10 protein-coding genes are annotated in these 15,540 nt (G+C 61.3%); 5 read left to right on the forward strand and 5 right to left on the reverse strand.

The window, feature by feature from the left end:
* Positions 1 to 176 precede the first annotated feature (176 nt).
* The 5 genes from AC5RTT_RS08200 (at position 177) to trxA (ending at position 6,338) form a co-directional block, all read left to right on the forward strand.
* Positions 177 to 677 carry an NUDIX hydrolase gene (locus AC5RTT_RS08200; protein WP_058269716.1) on the forward strand — a complete coding sequence of 167 codons (501 nt, stop codon included), beginning with the start codon at positions 177 to 179 and terminating at the stop codon, positions 675 to 677.
* A gap of 93 nt (positions 678 to 770) precedes the next feature.
* The gene (murJ, locus tag AC5RTT_RS08205) at positions 771 to 2,957 is read left to right on the forward strand and encodes a murein biosynthesis integral membrane protein MurJ (protein ID WP_494144772.1); all 2,187 of its coding nucleotides are present in this window, start codon (positions 771 to 773) and stop codon (positions 2,955 to 2,957) included.
* 166 nt (positions 2,958 to 3,123) lie between these two features.
* Complete coding sequence (locus AC5RTT_RS08210) at positions 3,124 to 4,701, forward strand: ABC transporter substrate-binding protein (RefSeq protein WP_494144773.1); 1,578 nt, start codon at positions 3,124 to 3,126, stop codon at positions 4,699 to 4,701.
* A 318-nt stretch (positions 4,702 to 5,019) separates the two neighbouring features.
* Complete coding sequence (gene trxB, locus AC5RTT_RS08215; protein WP_494144774.1) at positions 5,020 to 5,976, forward strand: thioredoxin-disulfide reductase; 957 nt, start codon at positions 5,020 to 5,022, stop codon at positions 5,974 to 5,976.
* A gap of 35 nt (positions 5,977 to 6,011) precedes the next feature.
* Entirely contained in the window at positions 6,012 to 6,338 is a 327-nt protein-coding gene (gene trxA, locus AC5RTT_RS08220) for a thioredoxin (protein ID WP_138137210.1), read from the forward strand.
* 4,463 nt (positions 6,339 to 10,801) lie between these two features.
* Here trxA and AC5RTT_RS08225 read toward each other — a convergent pair.
* The 5 genes from AC5RTT_RS08225 to yidC all read right to left on the reverse strand — a co-directional run bounded on the left by AC5RTT_RS08225 (position 10,802) and on the right by yidC (position 15,534).
* Positions 10,802 to 12,103 carry a ParB/RepB/Spo0J family partition protein gene (locus AC5RTT_RS08225; protein WP_494144775.1) on the reverse strand — a complete coding sequence of 434 codons (1,302 nt, stop codon included), beginning with the start codon at positions 12,101 to 12,103 and terminating at the stop codon, positions 10,802 to 10,804.
* Between the two features lie 64 nt (positions 12,104 to 12,167).
* Positions 12,168 to 13,235, reverse strand: coding sequence for a ParA family protein (locus AC5RTT_RS08230; protein WP_494144776.1), 1,068 nt, complete (start codon positions 13,233 to 13,235; stop codon positions 12,168 to 12,170).
* A gap of 89 nt (positions 13,236 to 13,324) precedes the next feature.
* Complete coding sequence (gene rsmG, locus AC5RTT_RS08235) at positions 13,325 to 13,975, reverse strand: 16S rRNA (guanine(527)-N(7))-methyltransferase RsmG (protein ID WP_494144777.1); 651 nt, start codon at positions 13,973 to 13,975, stop codon at positions 13,325 to 13,327.
* A gap of 21 nt (positions 13,976 to 13,996) precedes the next feature.
* Positions 13,997 to 14,563: a Jag family protein gene (locus AC5RTT_RS08240; protein ID WP_494144778.1), complete on the reverse strand. Its 567-nt coding sequence runs from the start codon at positions 14,561 to 14,563 to the stop codon at positions 13,997 to 13,999.
* Complete coding sequence (gene yidC, locus AC5RTT_RS08245) at positions 14,563 to 15,534, reverse strand: membrane protein insertase YidC (protein WP_494144779.1); 972 nt, start codon at positions 15,532 to 15,534, stop codon at positions 14,563 to 14,565. Before yidC ends, AC5RTT_RS08240 begins: the two co-directional genes overlap by 1 nt.
* Positions 15,535 to 15,540 lie beyond the last annotated feature (6 nt).

Consider the following 15,540-nt stretch of genomic DNA (forward strand, 5'->3'; position numbering starts at 1 on the left):
CGGCAGGCCAAAATACTGTCAAGATCCGGAGGATTCCACCTGCTGGCAGGAAACTGCGTCATATGCCGTCCATGTTGTTGTCATGTTCCGGTCATCACGAACGGGCAACAGTCGTTAGAGTGGACTCCATGGCCCATCCAGTACCGAGCGCTCCAGGCAGGAGGACAAACGCACCGTTGCCGTCAGCGATCGGTGCGCACGTTGCCCCTGCCCAGCATTCGGCACCGGCCTCGCTGCCCACGGTGGAGGAAGTTTCGGCCGGCGGCGTGGTGGTGGATACGTCCGACGCCGAGTTGAGGGTTGCGATCATCGCCCGCCTTAACAGGGGCGGACGCCTCGAGTGGTGCCTGCCCAAGGGCCACCCGGAGGGCAAGGAAAACAATGAAGAGGCAGCGGTCCGGGAGATCGCCGAAGAAACCGGCATTGAGGGCAGCATCCTGGCCCCGCTGGGAAGCATCGACTACTGGTTCACCGTCAGCGGCCACCGCGTCCACAAGACCGTGCACCACTACCTCCTGCGCGCCACGGGCGGCGAACTCACCATCGAAAACGATCCCGACCAGGAAGCCGTGGACGTGGCATGGGTGCCCATCCAGGAACTGGCCCGGAAACTCTCCTTCCCCAACGAGCGGCGCATCGCCGACCTCGCCCGAGAGGTCCTGCCCGGACACCTATAGGAGGGCCCGCGTGGCCGTCACCGCAACGTGCCTGCCGCGCTGGCGCCCGGGGCGTTGCGGCGATAAGCCCCCGCGGGTGAGACGATGAACTCGATGTCAGCTACCAACTCTCCTTCCGATAACGGCGGCCGCCCGGGCGATGCGGTTCCCGAAGGCGTGCCCCCGGAAGCGGGCGGGCCGGACCTTGCCGGGCCGGATACCCCGCAGGTCGCGGCGGGTGCCAGCGAAACCCGGTCCAGCGCCATCATGGCCGCCGGGACTCTGGTTTCGCGTTTCCTGGGATTCGGCAAGACCTGGATGCTCGGTACGGCCCTGGGCCTTGGCTCAACGGTCAATGACACGTTCATCAATGCCAACAATCTTCCCAACCTGATCTTCCTGCTGGTGGCCGGTGGCGTGTTCAACGCCGTCCTGGTACCGCAGATCATCAAGGCCAGCAAAGCGCCGGACAGGGGAGCCGACTACATCAGCCGGCTGCTCACGCTGGCTGTCCTGCTCCTGCTGGGCCTGACGGCCATGGTCACCCTGGCCGCCCCGTGGGTCATCGACCTGACCACCCAGGGCTATTCACCTCAGCAAAAGGCACTGGCGGTCACCTTCGCTTTCTGGTGCCTGCCGCAGATTTTCTTTTATGGCCTCTATGCCCTCCTCACCCAGGTCCTCAACGCCAACGGCGCGTTCGGGCCGGCCATGTGGGCGCCCATCCTCAACAACATCGTGGCTATCGCCGGCCTGGGGATGTTTATCTGGATCTTCGGCACCAATGAGTTCAGTCCCCACACCCTGGCCAACTGGGGGGACACGCAAACCTTCTTCGTGGCGGGCTTCTCAACCATCGGCGTCGTCTCCCAGACCGCCATCCTGCTGATTCCCGTCTTCCGGCTGCGGCTGGGCCTGCGGCCGCGATTCGGCTGGCGCGGCGTGGGACTGGGCCAGGCAGCCAAGCTGAGCGTTTGGACGCTGCTGACGGCCGTCGTCGGACAGCTCGCTTTCCTGTACGTCATGCGCATTGCCACCATCCCGGGCGCGGAGCGGCTCCGGCTGCAGCAGGCCGGCGACCCCGCCGCGGAGCTGCTGCCCGGCAACGCCGTCCTGGAGGTGGCCAGCCAGCTATACCTGCTGCCGCACTCCATCATCGCCTTGTCCCTCGCCACCGTGCTGTTCAACCGGATGACCCGGGCATCGCAGGACGGCAACCGGGACGAGCTGCGCGACGCCCTCTCGCACGGACTGCGGACCATGGCCGTCGCCACCGTCTTCGGCGCCCTGGCACTGTTCGCACTGGCCGGCCCGCTGGGCATGTTCTTCTCCGGCGGCTCCCGGCAAGACGGCGTGATGCTGGCCCAGACGCTCACTATCCTTGCCCTCAGCACGCCGTTCATGAGCGCCAACTTCATGATGTCGCGCGTGTTTTACGCCAACGAGGACGCCCGGACCCCGTTCTACATCCAGCTGCTGCTGGCGGTGGTCTATGTGGCGGGCGCGTTCGCCATCCAGTTCCTGCCGGTGAACCAGATCATCTATGCCATCGCCATCCTCTACACGGTGGGAAACATCCTCTCCGTGGTCATCAGCGCCTACTTCCTGCGCCGGCTTTTGGGCCATTTGGACGGGCCACGGATTGCCAATTCGTACATCCGGATGGGTTACGCGGCGCTGGGCTCGGCGATCGCCGGCGCCGGGGCACTCTGGCTCATGGGCAGCTACAGTCCCGATGGCTTCGCCTGGCAAAACCGCCTGACCGCACTGATCACGGTGGTGGTGGTGGGCCCCGTCATGCTGGTGGCATACTTCTTCCTGCTCAAGCTGTTCCGGGTTGCGGAGCTGCGCGACCTGCTCCGCCCGCTGCTGGGCCGTCTGGGCCGCGGCACCCCCACTGCACCTGCCGCGGAAGGCGGGGCCCCGCCGTCGTCCGCTCCGGAGGGGACTCCGTCCGTGGAAGGCGCGTCCGCCGAGGCAGCCATGCACCGCCCCGAGCGCGCCACCACGTCCGTGGACACCGGCCTGATCCCGAGGATCTCGGGCGAATTTGATGCGGTCTCCTTCCGGGCAGGACCGGAGCCGGAGCGGACGACCGGCGGCGCGGGAACTTACGACGGCGGCCGTCACGGCGGCGGCCAGGATAAGTCCGACGACGGGTACCTGACCGGCGAGGACCAACCCGGCACCGCAAGGGGAGGGCTGCTCCGCGAGCAGATTCCGCTGCCCGGGCGCCGCACCTTCCAGGGAAAGGCCGGCGAGAACCCCTATTTCAAGCAGCGGCGGCGGCGTAAAAAGTGAGTTTCCGGCCGCTCGCGAAGGCCGTCGTCCACGGCGTGCCGGACGCAATCCGCTAGGATCGGAAAGGTACAGGGGGAGTTGCATTCAGGGGCAAGCCACTCGGCGGGTCCCTGAACGGGGGTTGCATCATCTATGCCGGCGACCCCGGACAGTCTAGGAGGAACACGTGTCCAACCCGATCGATGTCGGATCAGTACTGGGCGGCCGCTACAAGGTCACAGCCACTGTATTGGCCTCCCACGACCACGATCTGGTGCTGGACGGTGTGGACCAGGTCCTGAACCGGCCGGTCAGCATCCTGGTTGCCGGTCCGCAGAACACGGAGCAGGTTGCGCAGAGCGCCCGCGAGGTAGCAACGGGTGAACGGCCGGGCACAGTCCAGGTGCTGGACCTCGGCGTGAGTGATGCTGCCACGTACCTTATTACCAACCACACATCCGCGGCGGACCTGCTGGACCTTGTTGTCGCCTCGAACCCGCCCTACGTGGAGCCCTTCTTCACGGACACGCTGGGCAGCGAGATCTTCGGCCAGCCCCGCTCCCGCGAGCCTGAGCCCTACGACGAGGAAGACCACGTCGACGCCGGGTACATCAACTACGGCGACAGGCACCAGAGCCAGGTGGACCCTTACCGGACCGCACCTGTTGTGCCGCCCAAGCCTCCCGCACGTCCCGCCGCTGCACCCGGAAGCGGCCGAAGCGGAGCTTCGGTTATGGGCGGGGCTGCTGCGGGCGGGGCAGCTGCGGTCGCAGGTTCCGCTGCCGGCAAAGCAGCAGCGGGCCACGCGGATCCGGATGCCACCGCCGCCCAGCCGGTGCAGGCAGCATCGAGCGGTTCGGCTCCAACTCCCACCACAGCCCCGGGCAAGGATGCCACGGATGCCGGTAACGGCAAGCCCAAGGTGTCGCTCTGGTCCGACGACGATTACGCCCAGGCGGACCAGCAGGGGCAATACCACGACGACCCGGAGCCGGAAGATGAACCCCAGCCGGTCAACAAAAAGCCGGCCCTGTTCGCCCGTGCTGCAGCGCCTGCGGCTGCAGGCGTCTCCTTCGCGGACCCGGGCGATTATGACGGTGACCGGGACGAGCCTGACCGGGAACCCCGGTCCATGCGTTGGCTTGTGGGCGGGCTGCTTGCCGTAGTCCTCATTGCCGGCCTCGTTTGGGCGCTGACCGGCCTCGGTAGCCTCTTCTCCCAGCCGCAGGCAAACAACCCCGCACCCCTGGCCACCACCAGTGCTCCTGAAGCATCAGCCGAGGCAACCCAGGCACCCAACTCTGCTCCACCTGCCGAACCGCCCGCAATCGAAAGTGTTTCGCGTCAGGGCAATTTCGACTTTGCCGCGACCTTCGACGGCGACCTGGTGAAGGCCTACGACGGGAATGCCGCCAGCTACTGGTCAGACATGGAATTCGCCACCGAAAACTGGGGCGGCCTGGCACCCCAGGGCGTGCCGCTCGTGGTCAAACTCGAGAAGCCCGCTACCGTATCCGCCATCACCCTGTCCCAGCTGGGTGGCTCCGGCGGCAACATCACCGTCTACACCAATGACCGCCCATCCCTGGACGGGGCAAAGGCTGTAGGGACTAGCAGCTTCACGTCGACTGACCTCAACATGCCGCTGGCAGAACCTGCCCAGGCACAGTACGTCATCGTGTCGATTAACTCCGTTCCCAAGCTGGCGGCGCCAAAGACCCGTTATGGGTACGGTATCCGCCTGGCGGAGATCAAGATCCAGTAGCGGTTCCATGAGCGTCCGGTAGTCTTCAGGTACACGGCCCTTTCCTTCGGGGGAGGGCCGTTCCTTTTGTCCGCACCGCCGGTGTTCCCGGCCGAGGTGTCGCATCGCGTCATCTTGGGCCCGGCGGCGTAGCATCCCGTCGTCCCGCGCTCTGGGGGGACGGTAATCTGGAAAGAACGCCTGGAGGGGCTGTACTTTGCCGTTCACCGGCTGTCGTCCCATTTCCAGCGTCGGAATATTCAGCATCCAGTAGCAGTTGTGCCATGTGGCCGGCCTCCACCGCGAGGCGCGTCAAGTAAGGAAGAGGTTCACCGTTCAGTGACCATCGCAGAAAACACCGCGTCCGAAGTGCGTGATGTCATCATTGTCGGCTCCGGACCGGCTGGCTACACAGCCGCCGTCTACACGGCCCGCGCCAACCTGAAGCCGCTGCTGCTGGCAGGATCGGTGACCGCAGGCGGTGAACTGATGAACACCACCGACGTCGAGAACTACCCGGGTTTCCCCGACGGCATCATGGGTCCGGACCTCATGGAGAACTTCGAGAAGCAGGCCGCACGCTTCGGCACTGAAATCCAGTTTGAGGATGTCACGTCACTGGACCTCCAAAGCCCCGTTAAGAGGGTGACCATTGCTACGGGGGAGACCTTCCAGGCGAAGGCAGTCATCCTTTCCACCGGGTCCGCATACCGCGAGTTGGGGCTGCCCAACGAGAAGCGGCTTTCCGGCCATGGTGTGAGCTGGTGTGCAACCTGCGATGGTTTCTTTTTCAAAGACCAGGATATTGCCGTCATTGGTGGCGGTGACTCCGCGATGGAAGAGGCCCTGTTCCTCACCAAGTTCGCGAAGTCAGTCACGGTAGTGCACCGCCGTGACTCGCTGAAGGCATCCAAGATCATGGCAGACCGCGCGCTGGCCCACGAGAAGATCAACTTCATCTGGAACAGCACCGTGGAGGATGTGCTCGGTGAAGACAAAGTCACCGGCCTCAAGTTGAAGAACGCCCTTGATGGTACGGAGTCGCATCTTGCTGTCACCGGTGTGTTCGTCGCCATCGGCAACGATCCCCGAACTGATCTGATCAAGGACGTCCTGGACCTGACGCCCGAAGGGACCATCGCCGTACAGGGCCGGAGCTCCAAAACCAGCATTCCCGGCGTTTTTGCTGCCGGAGACGTCATCGACCCCACCTACCGCCAGGCCATCACGGCTTCCGGCTCGGGATGTGTGGCGGCTATCGACGTGGAACACTACCTGGCTAACCTGCCTGTATAAGTCTGCAACTTTGAACCGAGGAGAAAGAGAACGAAATGAGCAACGCAAAAGACGTAACTGACGCAAGTTTTGGAACGGACGTCCTGTCCTCTGAAAAACCGGTAATTGTCGATTTCTGGGCTGAATGGTGCGGCCCCTGCCGTAAGCTCGGTCCAATCCTGGACGAAATCTCCGTTGAATACAGCGAGAAGGTTGATGTCGTAAAGGTGAACGTGGACGACAACCCCTCCATTGCTGCGGAGTACGGCATTACCTCGATTCCCGCCGTCTACCTGTTCCAGGGCGGAGAAGTGAAGAGCACGGTCATCGGTGCAAAGCCGAAGCAGTTCTTTGAGAAGGAATTCTCGGACGTCCTATCCTAGTCCGCTCCTCCGCTGCGAAGCATAGAAGTGGTCATCGCCTCCAGGTGATGACCACTTTTTTGTGTTCCTCGACTTGGCGTATACGTGCTTGCAGACGTCGGCGGTCAGCAGCACGGGGGGCGGTTTCACGTGAAACGTTCGATTAAGGGGCGCGCATTTCGTTGCAGGCCATGGTCACCACTAGAAGACTTCTGGAACCCTGACTGCCCAATCCGCGCTGATCCGCGCGACCTGCTCGGTGGCTGGCCGCTCCTATCTTGGCCGGCCTGCTGTTTCACGTGAAACGCACTCCTGCTGACAGCCTCAGATCTAATGCCTCCTCGACTTTCGCTCTGCCGCCAAATCATGGTTAACAGCCCTGTTGCTTCGCTGTCCCTGCAATCACAGCAATGAACAGCTGCCGGTGTAAACCCAACGTCAACAGCAACACGGCGCCCCGTTCCAAAGGTCGAGCCCCTTGGTGTTCGCTGCAAGACCCGTCCCACTCTTGAGAGCTACTGCTGCACAAGAGCGCGCAATGATCAGTGTCCGACGTTTCACGTCAAACAGGGATCATCCGGTCCACCATGGGGCGAACCGCCTAGGCAACTTTCCGCTTTTATCCACGCAGCAACGGCGAGGGTGGGGCAGCTGCGCGCCGCCCTGATGTCTCCCGTGCTTTCCTAATACAAAATGGATTGTTATCGCAGCGCCGAAAGACCAGTGTGCTGCAACAACAACTAGGGAGCCGTTCGTCCTGGTCAAAAGATGCGTCTTGGTACGGGTGCACGCTGCGGGCGTACGGTTTTACCGATTAGCCGCCTTAAAGGGCCAGAGAAGCCCGAAGTCGGCGCGTTGTAGACCAGTTGCAGAAGGTGCTAGCGCATTGCTAGCGACAGTTCCGTGTGCCGGGCACTTTGGGATCAGCTCTGCAGCTCGGCAGTCTGCGTTCCATCTCAACAAAGCCTGCAGGATCGCCTTCAGCGCAGGGGGCCAATGTGGGTGCGCGCACGACGTTGGCAATGGCCCCAAATACTTATCGAGGCTGTCCATTAGCCCTATGTAGTCTGCCCGGTCAGCACGAACCCTCCACCGCTCGGGAGGCAAAAGGGGCGTCAATTGTGAAATGACGGTCCGCGCCGACCATAGAGCCTGCTTCGTAGACGAAACGTCACATCGGGCAAGCAGCTAAAAGTGGAGAGCAGCGTTGGCTGAGACCGCGAGGGCTGCCTGGGGCAGGAGTCTACTGGCGTGCGTTTGTGTGCAACTAGCTGGCACCGCTCCGCCCCGCCAAGGTCGCTGCACATGGCTGGATCATGAGGAGGGTCCGCCCATCTTCAATGGCATGCTTAACAGCATGTCCGCCCAGCGTTTGGCCATGGATCCTACCGCCGGGCGATACCTCCTCGTGTGGCAAGTGGTCGGTAGTGGCTCTTGGGCTGCGACCGTTCTGTTTCACGTGAAACAGGCTGCATTCCCGGTGCTGCGAGTTAGCCGGCAAGGCAATCAGTAGTGCTCATCAATAAACACTGTAATTAGAGGCAGGAGCATGAGGATGGCAGCACCAGGAAGTCACACGCACTTCGTGCAGAGTCCTCATAGCCTGCCGCGGACCTATTCACTGGGCCCCCGTTACCAGCGAACCTACTGCGTTCTTGGTCCAAGCGCTTGCAGCCGCAGCCGCAGCCGCCGCGCAGCCTCGTGCTGCCGGTGAAGTTACCAATTCAGGGCATCGGGCGATCCAATCAACGGTGGAGGCGTAGGTCATCGATGCTGCCTTTGCTTCCCCTCGCTGGAACAGTTGACGTGTGCCGCGTGAACATGGGGCTCACCGCGACTATGCTCACATGCGCTGCGCTAATCCGGTCTGCGCTTACCAGCATGCACAAAGGAAAGCAGGGATTCATCCTTCTGGCACGATCCCATAAAGCATTGGGGATTCCGGTCCAAACAACCAGTGCCTTCGTCTTGCTGCGAGCATGGGTACAGTGGGATGTCGCCTTGCTCATCAATTGCAGCCTCGGCGTGTGAGAGATCGGCATCTTGGGGCAGACCGAGTGGCTGCAGGTTTCCACTGCGTCGCACCTATCGTGTTCTCCTTAGGTGCTCCGCGTAAGGCGCAGAGCCTGTTTTTGTGCGGCTCTTACGCATCAGTTCTCCCTACGGTCCACAACTTATCCACAGACGCTTAGTGATGTTATACACACTGTTATCCACAGGCCCAGGGGATGTGCTGTGGGTGGCTTGGAAGCCGCAGTAGCGGGCGTACTTGTGGCGCTCCCCGTGCTGGACTCGCCCTCACCTCGACCAAGAGTAGCTATTGCTCCATGCGCGCGCCCTTGGTGCCGGTAGAGCCGCTCGAAGTAGCCACGAAATCAACCAGAAAAGCTGGTACTGCTCACTTCACGCTCTTCCAGCGGGGCCTCCAGAAGGCGCCTCCTGTTTCACGTGAAACACATCGCAACAGCGAAACAGCTCGAAGGAGCAAGTCGACCGGCGAGGCTCGCACAGGCCGACCGCCACGGACTGCGTTTCCCTCCGGAAACGAACAAAGAGGGGACGGGTTATCCACCAGGTTATCCACACCGATATCCACCGGTGAAATCTATCCTTGTATCGCTGCGCACGGCCGGCACCGGTTGCTGCCTGACACACGAAGGGTTCATCACTGGGCCTAGTCGGGCGACCGCGCGAGACGTGCTTGTCACATTCTTCACGCCATCAGGCTGTTCGCCTAGGAGCCGGGCAGGCCGACATTCTAGACACCAAAGAACAGCACGCAGCACAACGTAGGGGTGCGGGCGCATGGGTGCCAGGGCTCCTCCTGCTTGCAAGGATGAGCCCAAGGCCTACACCCATCATTGTGTCCGGGAAAGGGCCGAACCACATGTAGTCCGTTCCCATAGTCGGCGGCTATTGCAGACATCAATGGTGGACCGATGTCGTGGCTCCGGGCCACAGCGAGCACCCCGCGCGGCGGGAGACAGCAGTCTTCCACTGTGTCCCGTTACTGCGTCCAAATGGATATGCCCGCCTTGGTGCTCCTTCAACGAGCCGAGCTTCTCTGGTGGATTCTCGACCCGAAGTGTTGCGGTGTGACGCCGCGGGCAGCTCGAATAGAGGTTTGGTGCTTTGCTCCACGCGCGCTGGAACGTGGTAGGTCCGTCGGTATGTTGACAATCGAGATTGACCGGACTGTTGGAGTCTGCACACGCATCGCTGGCGAGCCAGGTCTCTGCCCTCCTAGTATGCTCCCGCAGGATATGAACGCTGCTGTTCCAAGTACATATTGCATGAGTGCCCTCATGTTCCGGTGCTGGCCGAGGCAAGGATCTGTTTCACGTGAAACTTGCGTGAAACTGCGGCAGCGGCAACTCCGGCGCCGTGCTGCTAGTTCGTCGCACCTCCGGGTATAGCGACTTGAGCTTGCAGTGATGCCAAGCGGGGGTGATACGAGCTAGCCGGTGCAAGAGCGCGGCAAGCGCCCGTCTACTAGGAAGAGCTATCTAGTAGTAGGAGTTCGATACATCCCGTAACCACTTGGGGCGCGCTGTTTGTTTTCTCGCACCGCTCGCCGTTTTGGTCCCAAAAGACTTCGCGCGCCCTCCTGATCCTTCAGGAGGAAAACCTGCCTTGTTGTAGACGTTCATTGAAGGGTCGATTCTCCCGGACTAGCTCGACAGTTTCACGTGAAACGCGCCCGACGGTCCGCGTTGCGGCCCATACTTAGATGTACAAGTGCCGCCAAGGAAGGTGTTCGGACCCGCTGCATGAGCGGCGGCACTTCACCGGACGCGCGTCTAGAGACGTACATGTCCCTAGTTCAACAACTGTCAGGGCCGCGGGAGAACCGGGATCACAGATTGAATTCTCGCCAAGCCTTCCTTCACCGCACCAAGCGGCACCGTTATGTTCATGACTGATTGAGTTTCTTGTAGCCGAGCGGTTATCCACGTGAATGGGGCTGCTGGGGGGCCTCCCTAGCGCTAGCCAATGCCATCGAGATCAGCTCACAGAATCATCAAGTCCCGCTCCGAACTGCCCGAGAATCGCTGGTATTCCATCGCTCGTCCGGCGCTGGCAGCCAGCCGAATCTCCTGGTGTACTGCTGAACAACAAAAGCCAAGGTGCATTAGGGCATTGCTTTTGGCCTTCGTTTCTGCGCTGTCTGCGGTGATAGCCGGGGTGTTTCACGTGAAACAGTTCCTCCAACGGAAGAAGGGGACATCCGCCTGAAGGCAAGAAAGTCGGTGAAGGCCGACCTGCACATGGTCAGGGCAAAGGCGTGTCAAAGCCGAATTGGCCTTTCTAACGCGAGAAGAGTAGAAAAGCATCAGGGTCGACGAAAACAGGTGATGCCGTGGACCGAATTCAGGCCTGGTTTGTGACACAGATTTTGCCGAAACCGGAGATACGCCCGACACGCGCTGTAGAAGACGCAAAAAGGCCCAATTCGCAGTGAACCGGGCCTTTTAGAGCACGTACTAATTCGTCGAACCAGGAGCCAAAACATCCATGATGCGGTTCAGGTCCTCAACGCTCGCAAACTCGATGCTGACCTTCCCCTTTCGGACACCCAGGGAGATTTTCACGTTGGTATCCAGACGGTCAGACAGGGAGGACGCGAGGTAATCGAGCCGCTCATGACGCGCACCAGGACGGGGAATATTGTTCTTCACTGGCTTGGCGGGATCCTGGTACAGCGTGACAGCCTCTTCCGTGGCGCGCACGGACATACCTTCAGCCACGATCTTCTGGGCCAGACGTTCCATCGCCGCAGCATCCGGAAGGGAAAGCAGGGCACGGGCATGCCCCGCAGAAAGGACGCCGGCGGCAACGCGGCGCTGGACCAGGGGAGGAAGCTTCAGCAAGCGCAGCGTGTTGGACACCTGCGGGCGTGAACGCCCGATTCGATCTGCCAGCTGCTCGTGTGTCGTGCCGAAATCCTCAAGAAGCTGCTGGTAGGCCGCCGCCTCTTCCAAAGGGTTGAGCTGGCTCCGGTGGAGGTTCTCGAGCAAAGCATCGCGAAGGAGGTCATCATCGGTGGTATCCCGGACGATGGCGGGAATGGTGTCCAGCCCGGCCGCTTGGACTGCCCGCCACCGGCGTTCGCCCATGACGAGCTCGAAGGGCTCGCTACCGGATTCCGTTGATTTTCGGACAACAATTGGCTGCAGGACGCCAATCTCACGTACAGAGTGGACCAGCTCCGCCATGTCGTCTTCATCGAAGACGTTTCGCGGCTGTTTCCGGTTGGGATGGATATCCGTGACCGGTATTTCGGCGAACCGGACGCCCGGGACCTCAATGAGCTCTACACCGTCGTCGATCACCGCAGGGGAAGCTACCGGCTCAGCTGCCGACTCCTCCGGGGATGCGTCGTCGCGGGCTTCGGCTTGGGCCGGTTCCTGGACATCTGCCTTGGCAGGCGAACCCTTGGGCGCCGTACTCTTGGATGCAGCAGCAGCGGCGGGGGAACCGGCCGGTTTCCTGGTCCCGGCAGAATCGGAAGCGGAAGAAGAAGTATCTGCATCCCGCGAATCGGCATCCTGCTTCTTGGAAGGCCTCGACGTGGACCTGGGGGCAGGGGAGGCAATCAGCTTGTCTGCAACTGACTGCGCAGAACCCGCAGCATCATCCGGCGAATCAGTTTTCTTCCGTCCCTCGGGAAAGAAGAGGTCAACCGGTCGGGATACTGCTGCACCGTTGCCCTGCCCGTTGGATGCGGCGGAACTTGGAATCAGCGCGCCAAGACCGCGGCCTAGGCCCCGTCGCTTCTCGCTCATGGATAAATCCCTCCAGTGGTAGAACCAGGCAATGCCGGTTCCGGTCGTTGCAGTTTGAAGATTTCTAGCGTTCTGCTATTTCAGCAGCGGCTTCCAGGTAAGACAGAGCGCCACTGGAGGATGGGTCATACGTCATAACGGTCTGCTGGTAGCTCGGTGCCTCCGAAATGCGAACCGAGCGGGGTACTACAGCGGACAGCACCTGTTGCGGAAAATGCGTACGGACTTCGGCAGCAACCTGGGCAGCAAGGTTGGTGCGGCCGTCATACATGGTGAGCAGAATCGTGGAAACTTCCAGTTCGTCATTGAGGTGCTTCTGGATCATCTCAATGTTCTTCAGGAGCTGGCTGAGTCCCTCGAGCGCGTAGTACTCACACTGAATGGGGATGAGGACCTCGTTGGCAGCACAGAACGCGTTAACCGTAAGGAGGCCAAGGCTTGGTGGGCAATCGATGAAGATGTAGTCGAGCCGCTCCTCACCGTTCTTTTCACGCGTCTTGGCATAAACATCAATGGCCCGGCGCAACCGCTGCTCGCGCGCCACCAGCGACACCAGTTCGATCTCTGCGCCTGCAAGGTGAATGGTGGCCGGCGCGCAAATGAGCTTTTCAATGTCGGGGCACTGGGCCACCACATCTGCCATCGGCACGTCATTGATGAGGACGTCGTAAATGCTGTCGACGTCCGCGTGGTGCTCAATGCCCAAGGCTGTGGACGCGTTGCCCTGCGGGTCGATATCGATCACCAGGACGTTCAGTCCGGCTGCTGCCAGTGCGGCCGCAATGTTTACGGTGGTGGTGGTCTTTCCCACCCCACCCTTCTGGTTGGAAACGGTGAAGATCCGCGTCTTCTCCGGCCGGGGAAGCTTACGGCCCATGAGGCGCTCCCGGCGCTTGGTTTCGTGCGCCAGTTCCCGGGCAATGGGGCTGGAATCATCAATTGCGTCAATGATGTTGGATCTACCCGCGGGAGTTGTTTCACGTGAAACCAGGGAGGCCGATCCCGAATTCGCTACTGATTGGGGATGATTACCGCCCCGGCCTGGGGCAAGGCCCGGCCCAGTGACGGAACGAGCTGACCCCAATGACACAAACGGCGGTATCCGTTGTGCGGAGGCTTCACTACTGGTCACTGGGGCACACTCACTCTCGTTCAGCCATTTTTGCTGCCGTTGACTAGCCTAACTGCTCGACCCGGCAGACTACGGCTACCGGGCCAGGACTAGGACTTCTTTTGGGACTTGTTTACAACGATGCGCACTACCGTGGTGGGTTCCTCAAGCAGGTTGTCACCCACGGTCAGGACTGACGTTTCAACGCCGCCCAGTTTGCGGATCACCTTGGCGGCTTTTTCGATCTCTTCGCCGGCACTCCGTCCCTTGATGGCAACAACTTCGCCCTTGCCGTTCAAGAGGGGAATGGTCAGCCCGGCGAGGTTGCTCAGTGCGGAGACTGCCCTTGCCGTCACCACGTCGGCATCAACATGCCCAACAGCCAGTTCTGCACGCGTTCGCATCACGGTGACATTGTCCAGCCCGAGATCATCCACCACCTCCTGGAGCCAGATGACCCTGCGTTCCAGGGGCTCGATGAGGGTCAGTTCCAGGTCGGGCCGGGCAATGGCGAGGCAGAGACCGGGCAGGCCGGCCCCGCTGCCGACGTCGGCCACAAGGCTGCCCTGCGGAATCGCACTCTCGATGACGGCGCAGTTAAGAACATGCCTGCTCCACAGCCTGGGGATTTCCCGCGGCCCGATAAGGCCACGTTCAGTTCCCGAGGTGGCAAGATGCTCAACGTAGCGCTTGGCCAGATCAAGGCGGTCGCCGAAGATTTTTTCGGCGGCCAAAAGCTCAGTTGCCGTGATGTCAACCATGTTCAGCGGGCCAGCAATTCTCTAGTCTGCGGATACAACAATGTGGCGTCCGCTGCCCTCGCCCTCGGACTCACTGACAAGCCCCAGATCTGCAACGGCGTCGTGGACGATCTTCCGTTCGTAGGCGCTCATCGGCTCCAATGCCACCGGCTTGCCGCTTTCCTTCACGGCAGCAGCTGCGTCCTCGGCAATCTTCTGCAGGTAGCCGGTGCGCTCCTGGCGGTACCCGTTGATGTCAAGGACCAGCCGCGAGCGGTTCTCCGTTGCGGACAGCACCGCAAGGCGTGTGAGCTCCTGGAGTGCTTCAAGAACCTCCCCGTCCTCGCCCACCAGGCTCTCCAGGCCTTCGGCTTCTTCCTCTGCAACGATCGAAATGTAGGTGCGGCCATTGCGTACCTCGATGTCGATATCACCGTCGATGTCGGCGATGTCCAACAGTTCCTCAAGGTAGTCCGCCGCGACGTCGCCCTCTTCTTCGAGACGGCTGACAGCGGACACCTTCGGGGAGGAAGTCTCTTCGTTCACAGACTCGTCCTGGTCTTCGATCATGTCTTCAGAAAGGGCGTGTTCGGTGCTCTCGGCTGACATTACTTCTTCTTCCTGTTCTTGCGCTGTGGCTGGACACGCTGGCCCTTGGGTTCGGCGATGGCTGCCGTCGCGGCGGAATCGGCCTCGTCATCCTTCTTGCCGCTGAGGATGGACAGGGCCGGCAGGCCCTTGGCGGCCCTGCGCTCGGCGAGGGCCTTGGCGGCGGGGGATCCCGGCGTCGGCATGCGGCGGATGACGAAGAACTGCTGGCCCATGGTCCACAGGTTGGTGGTGGTCCAGTAGATCAGGACACCGATGGGGAAGTTGATGCCGCCCACACCGAAGACAATGGGCAGGATGTACAGCATCATCTTCTGCTGGCGCATGAACGGGCTGGCCATGGCTTCTTCAGACATGTTCTTGGCCATGATCTGTTTCTGCGTGATGAACTGCGAGGCAGTCATGGCGAGAATCATGATGATGGAGAGGATCCAGACCGCGGTCAGGTTGCCTTGACCGCCGTGCAGGAGTGACGCGGAAAGTGTGGCACCGAAGATAGTTGAGTCATCGAACTGCACTACCTGGTCGTAGCTCATCGCGCCGATGCCCTGGTTCCGGTCCCTCGCCGTCGAAATGCCGGACAGGACGGTGAACAGCGCGAAGAAGAACGGCATCTGGATCAGCATGGGCAGGCAGGCCGAGAACGGGTTGGTGCCGTGCTTCTTGTACATGGCCATCTGTTCCTGCGCCATGGCCTGGCGGGACAGCTGGTCGGTCTTGCCCTTGTACTTGTCCTGGAGCTTCTTCAGGTCCGGCTGCAGGAGCTGCATGCCGCGCTGCGCCTTGATCTGCTTCACGAACACGGGAATCAGGGCGGCGCGGATCACGAGCACCAGCCCGATGATGGAAAGAGTCCACGTCCAGCCCGATGCCTCGGGCAGGCCGATGGCAGTCAGGCCCTCGTGGAAGCCCACCATGATGATGGACACAAGCCACTTGAACGGAAACATGATTGTTTCAAAGAAGTCCATACTTAT

Source organism: Arthrobacter sp. Y3221157 (genome assembly GCF_059089865.1).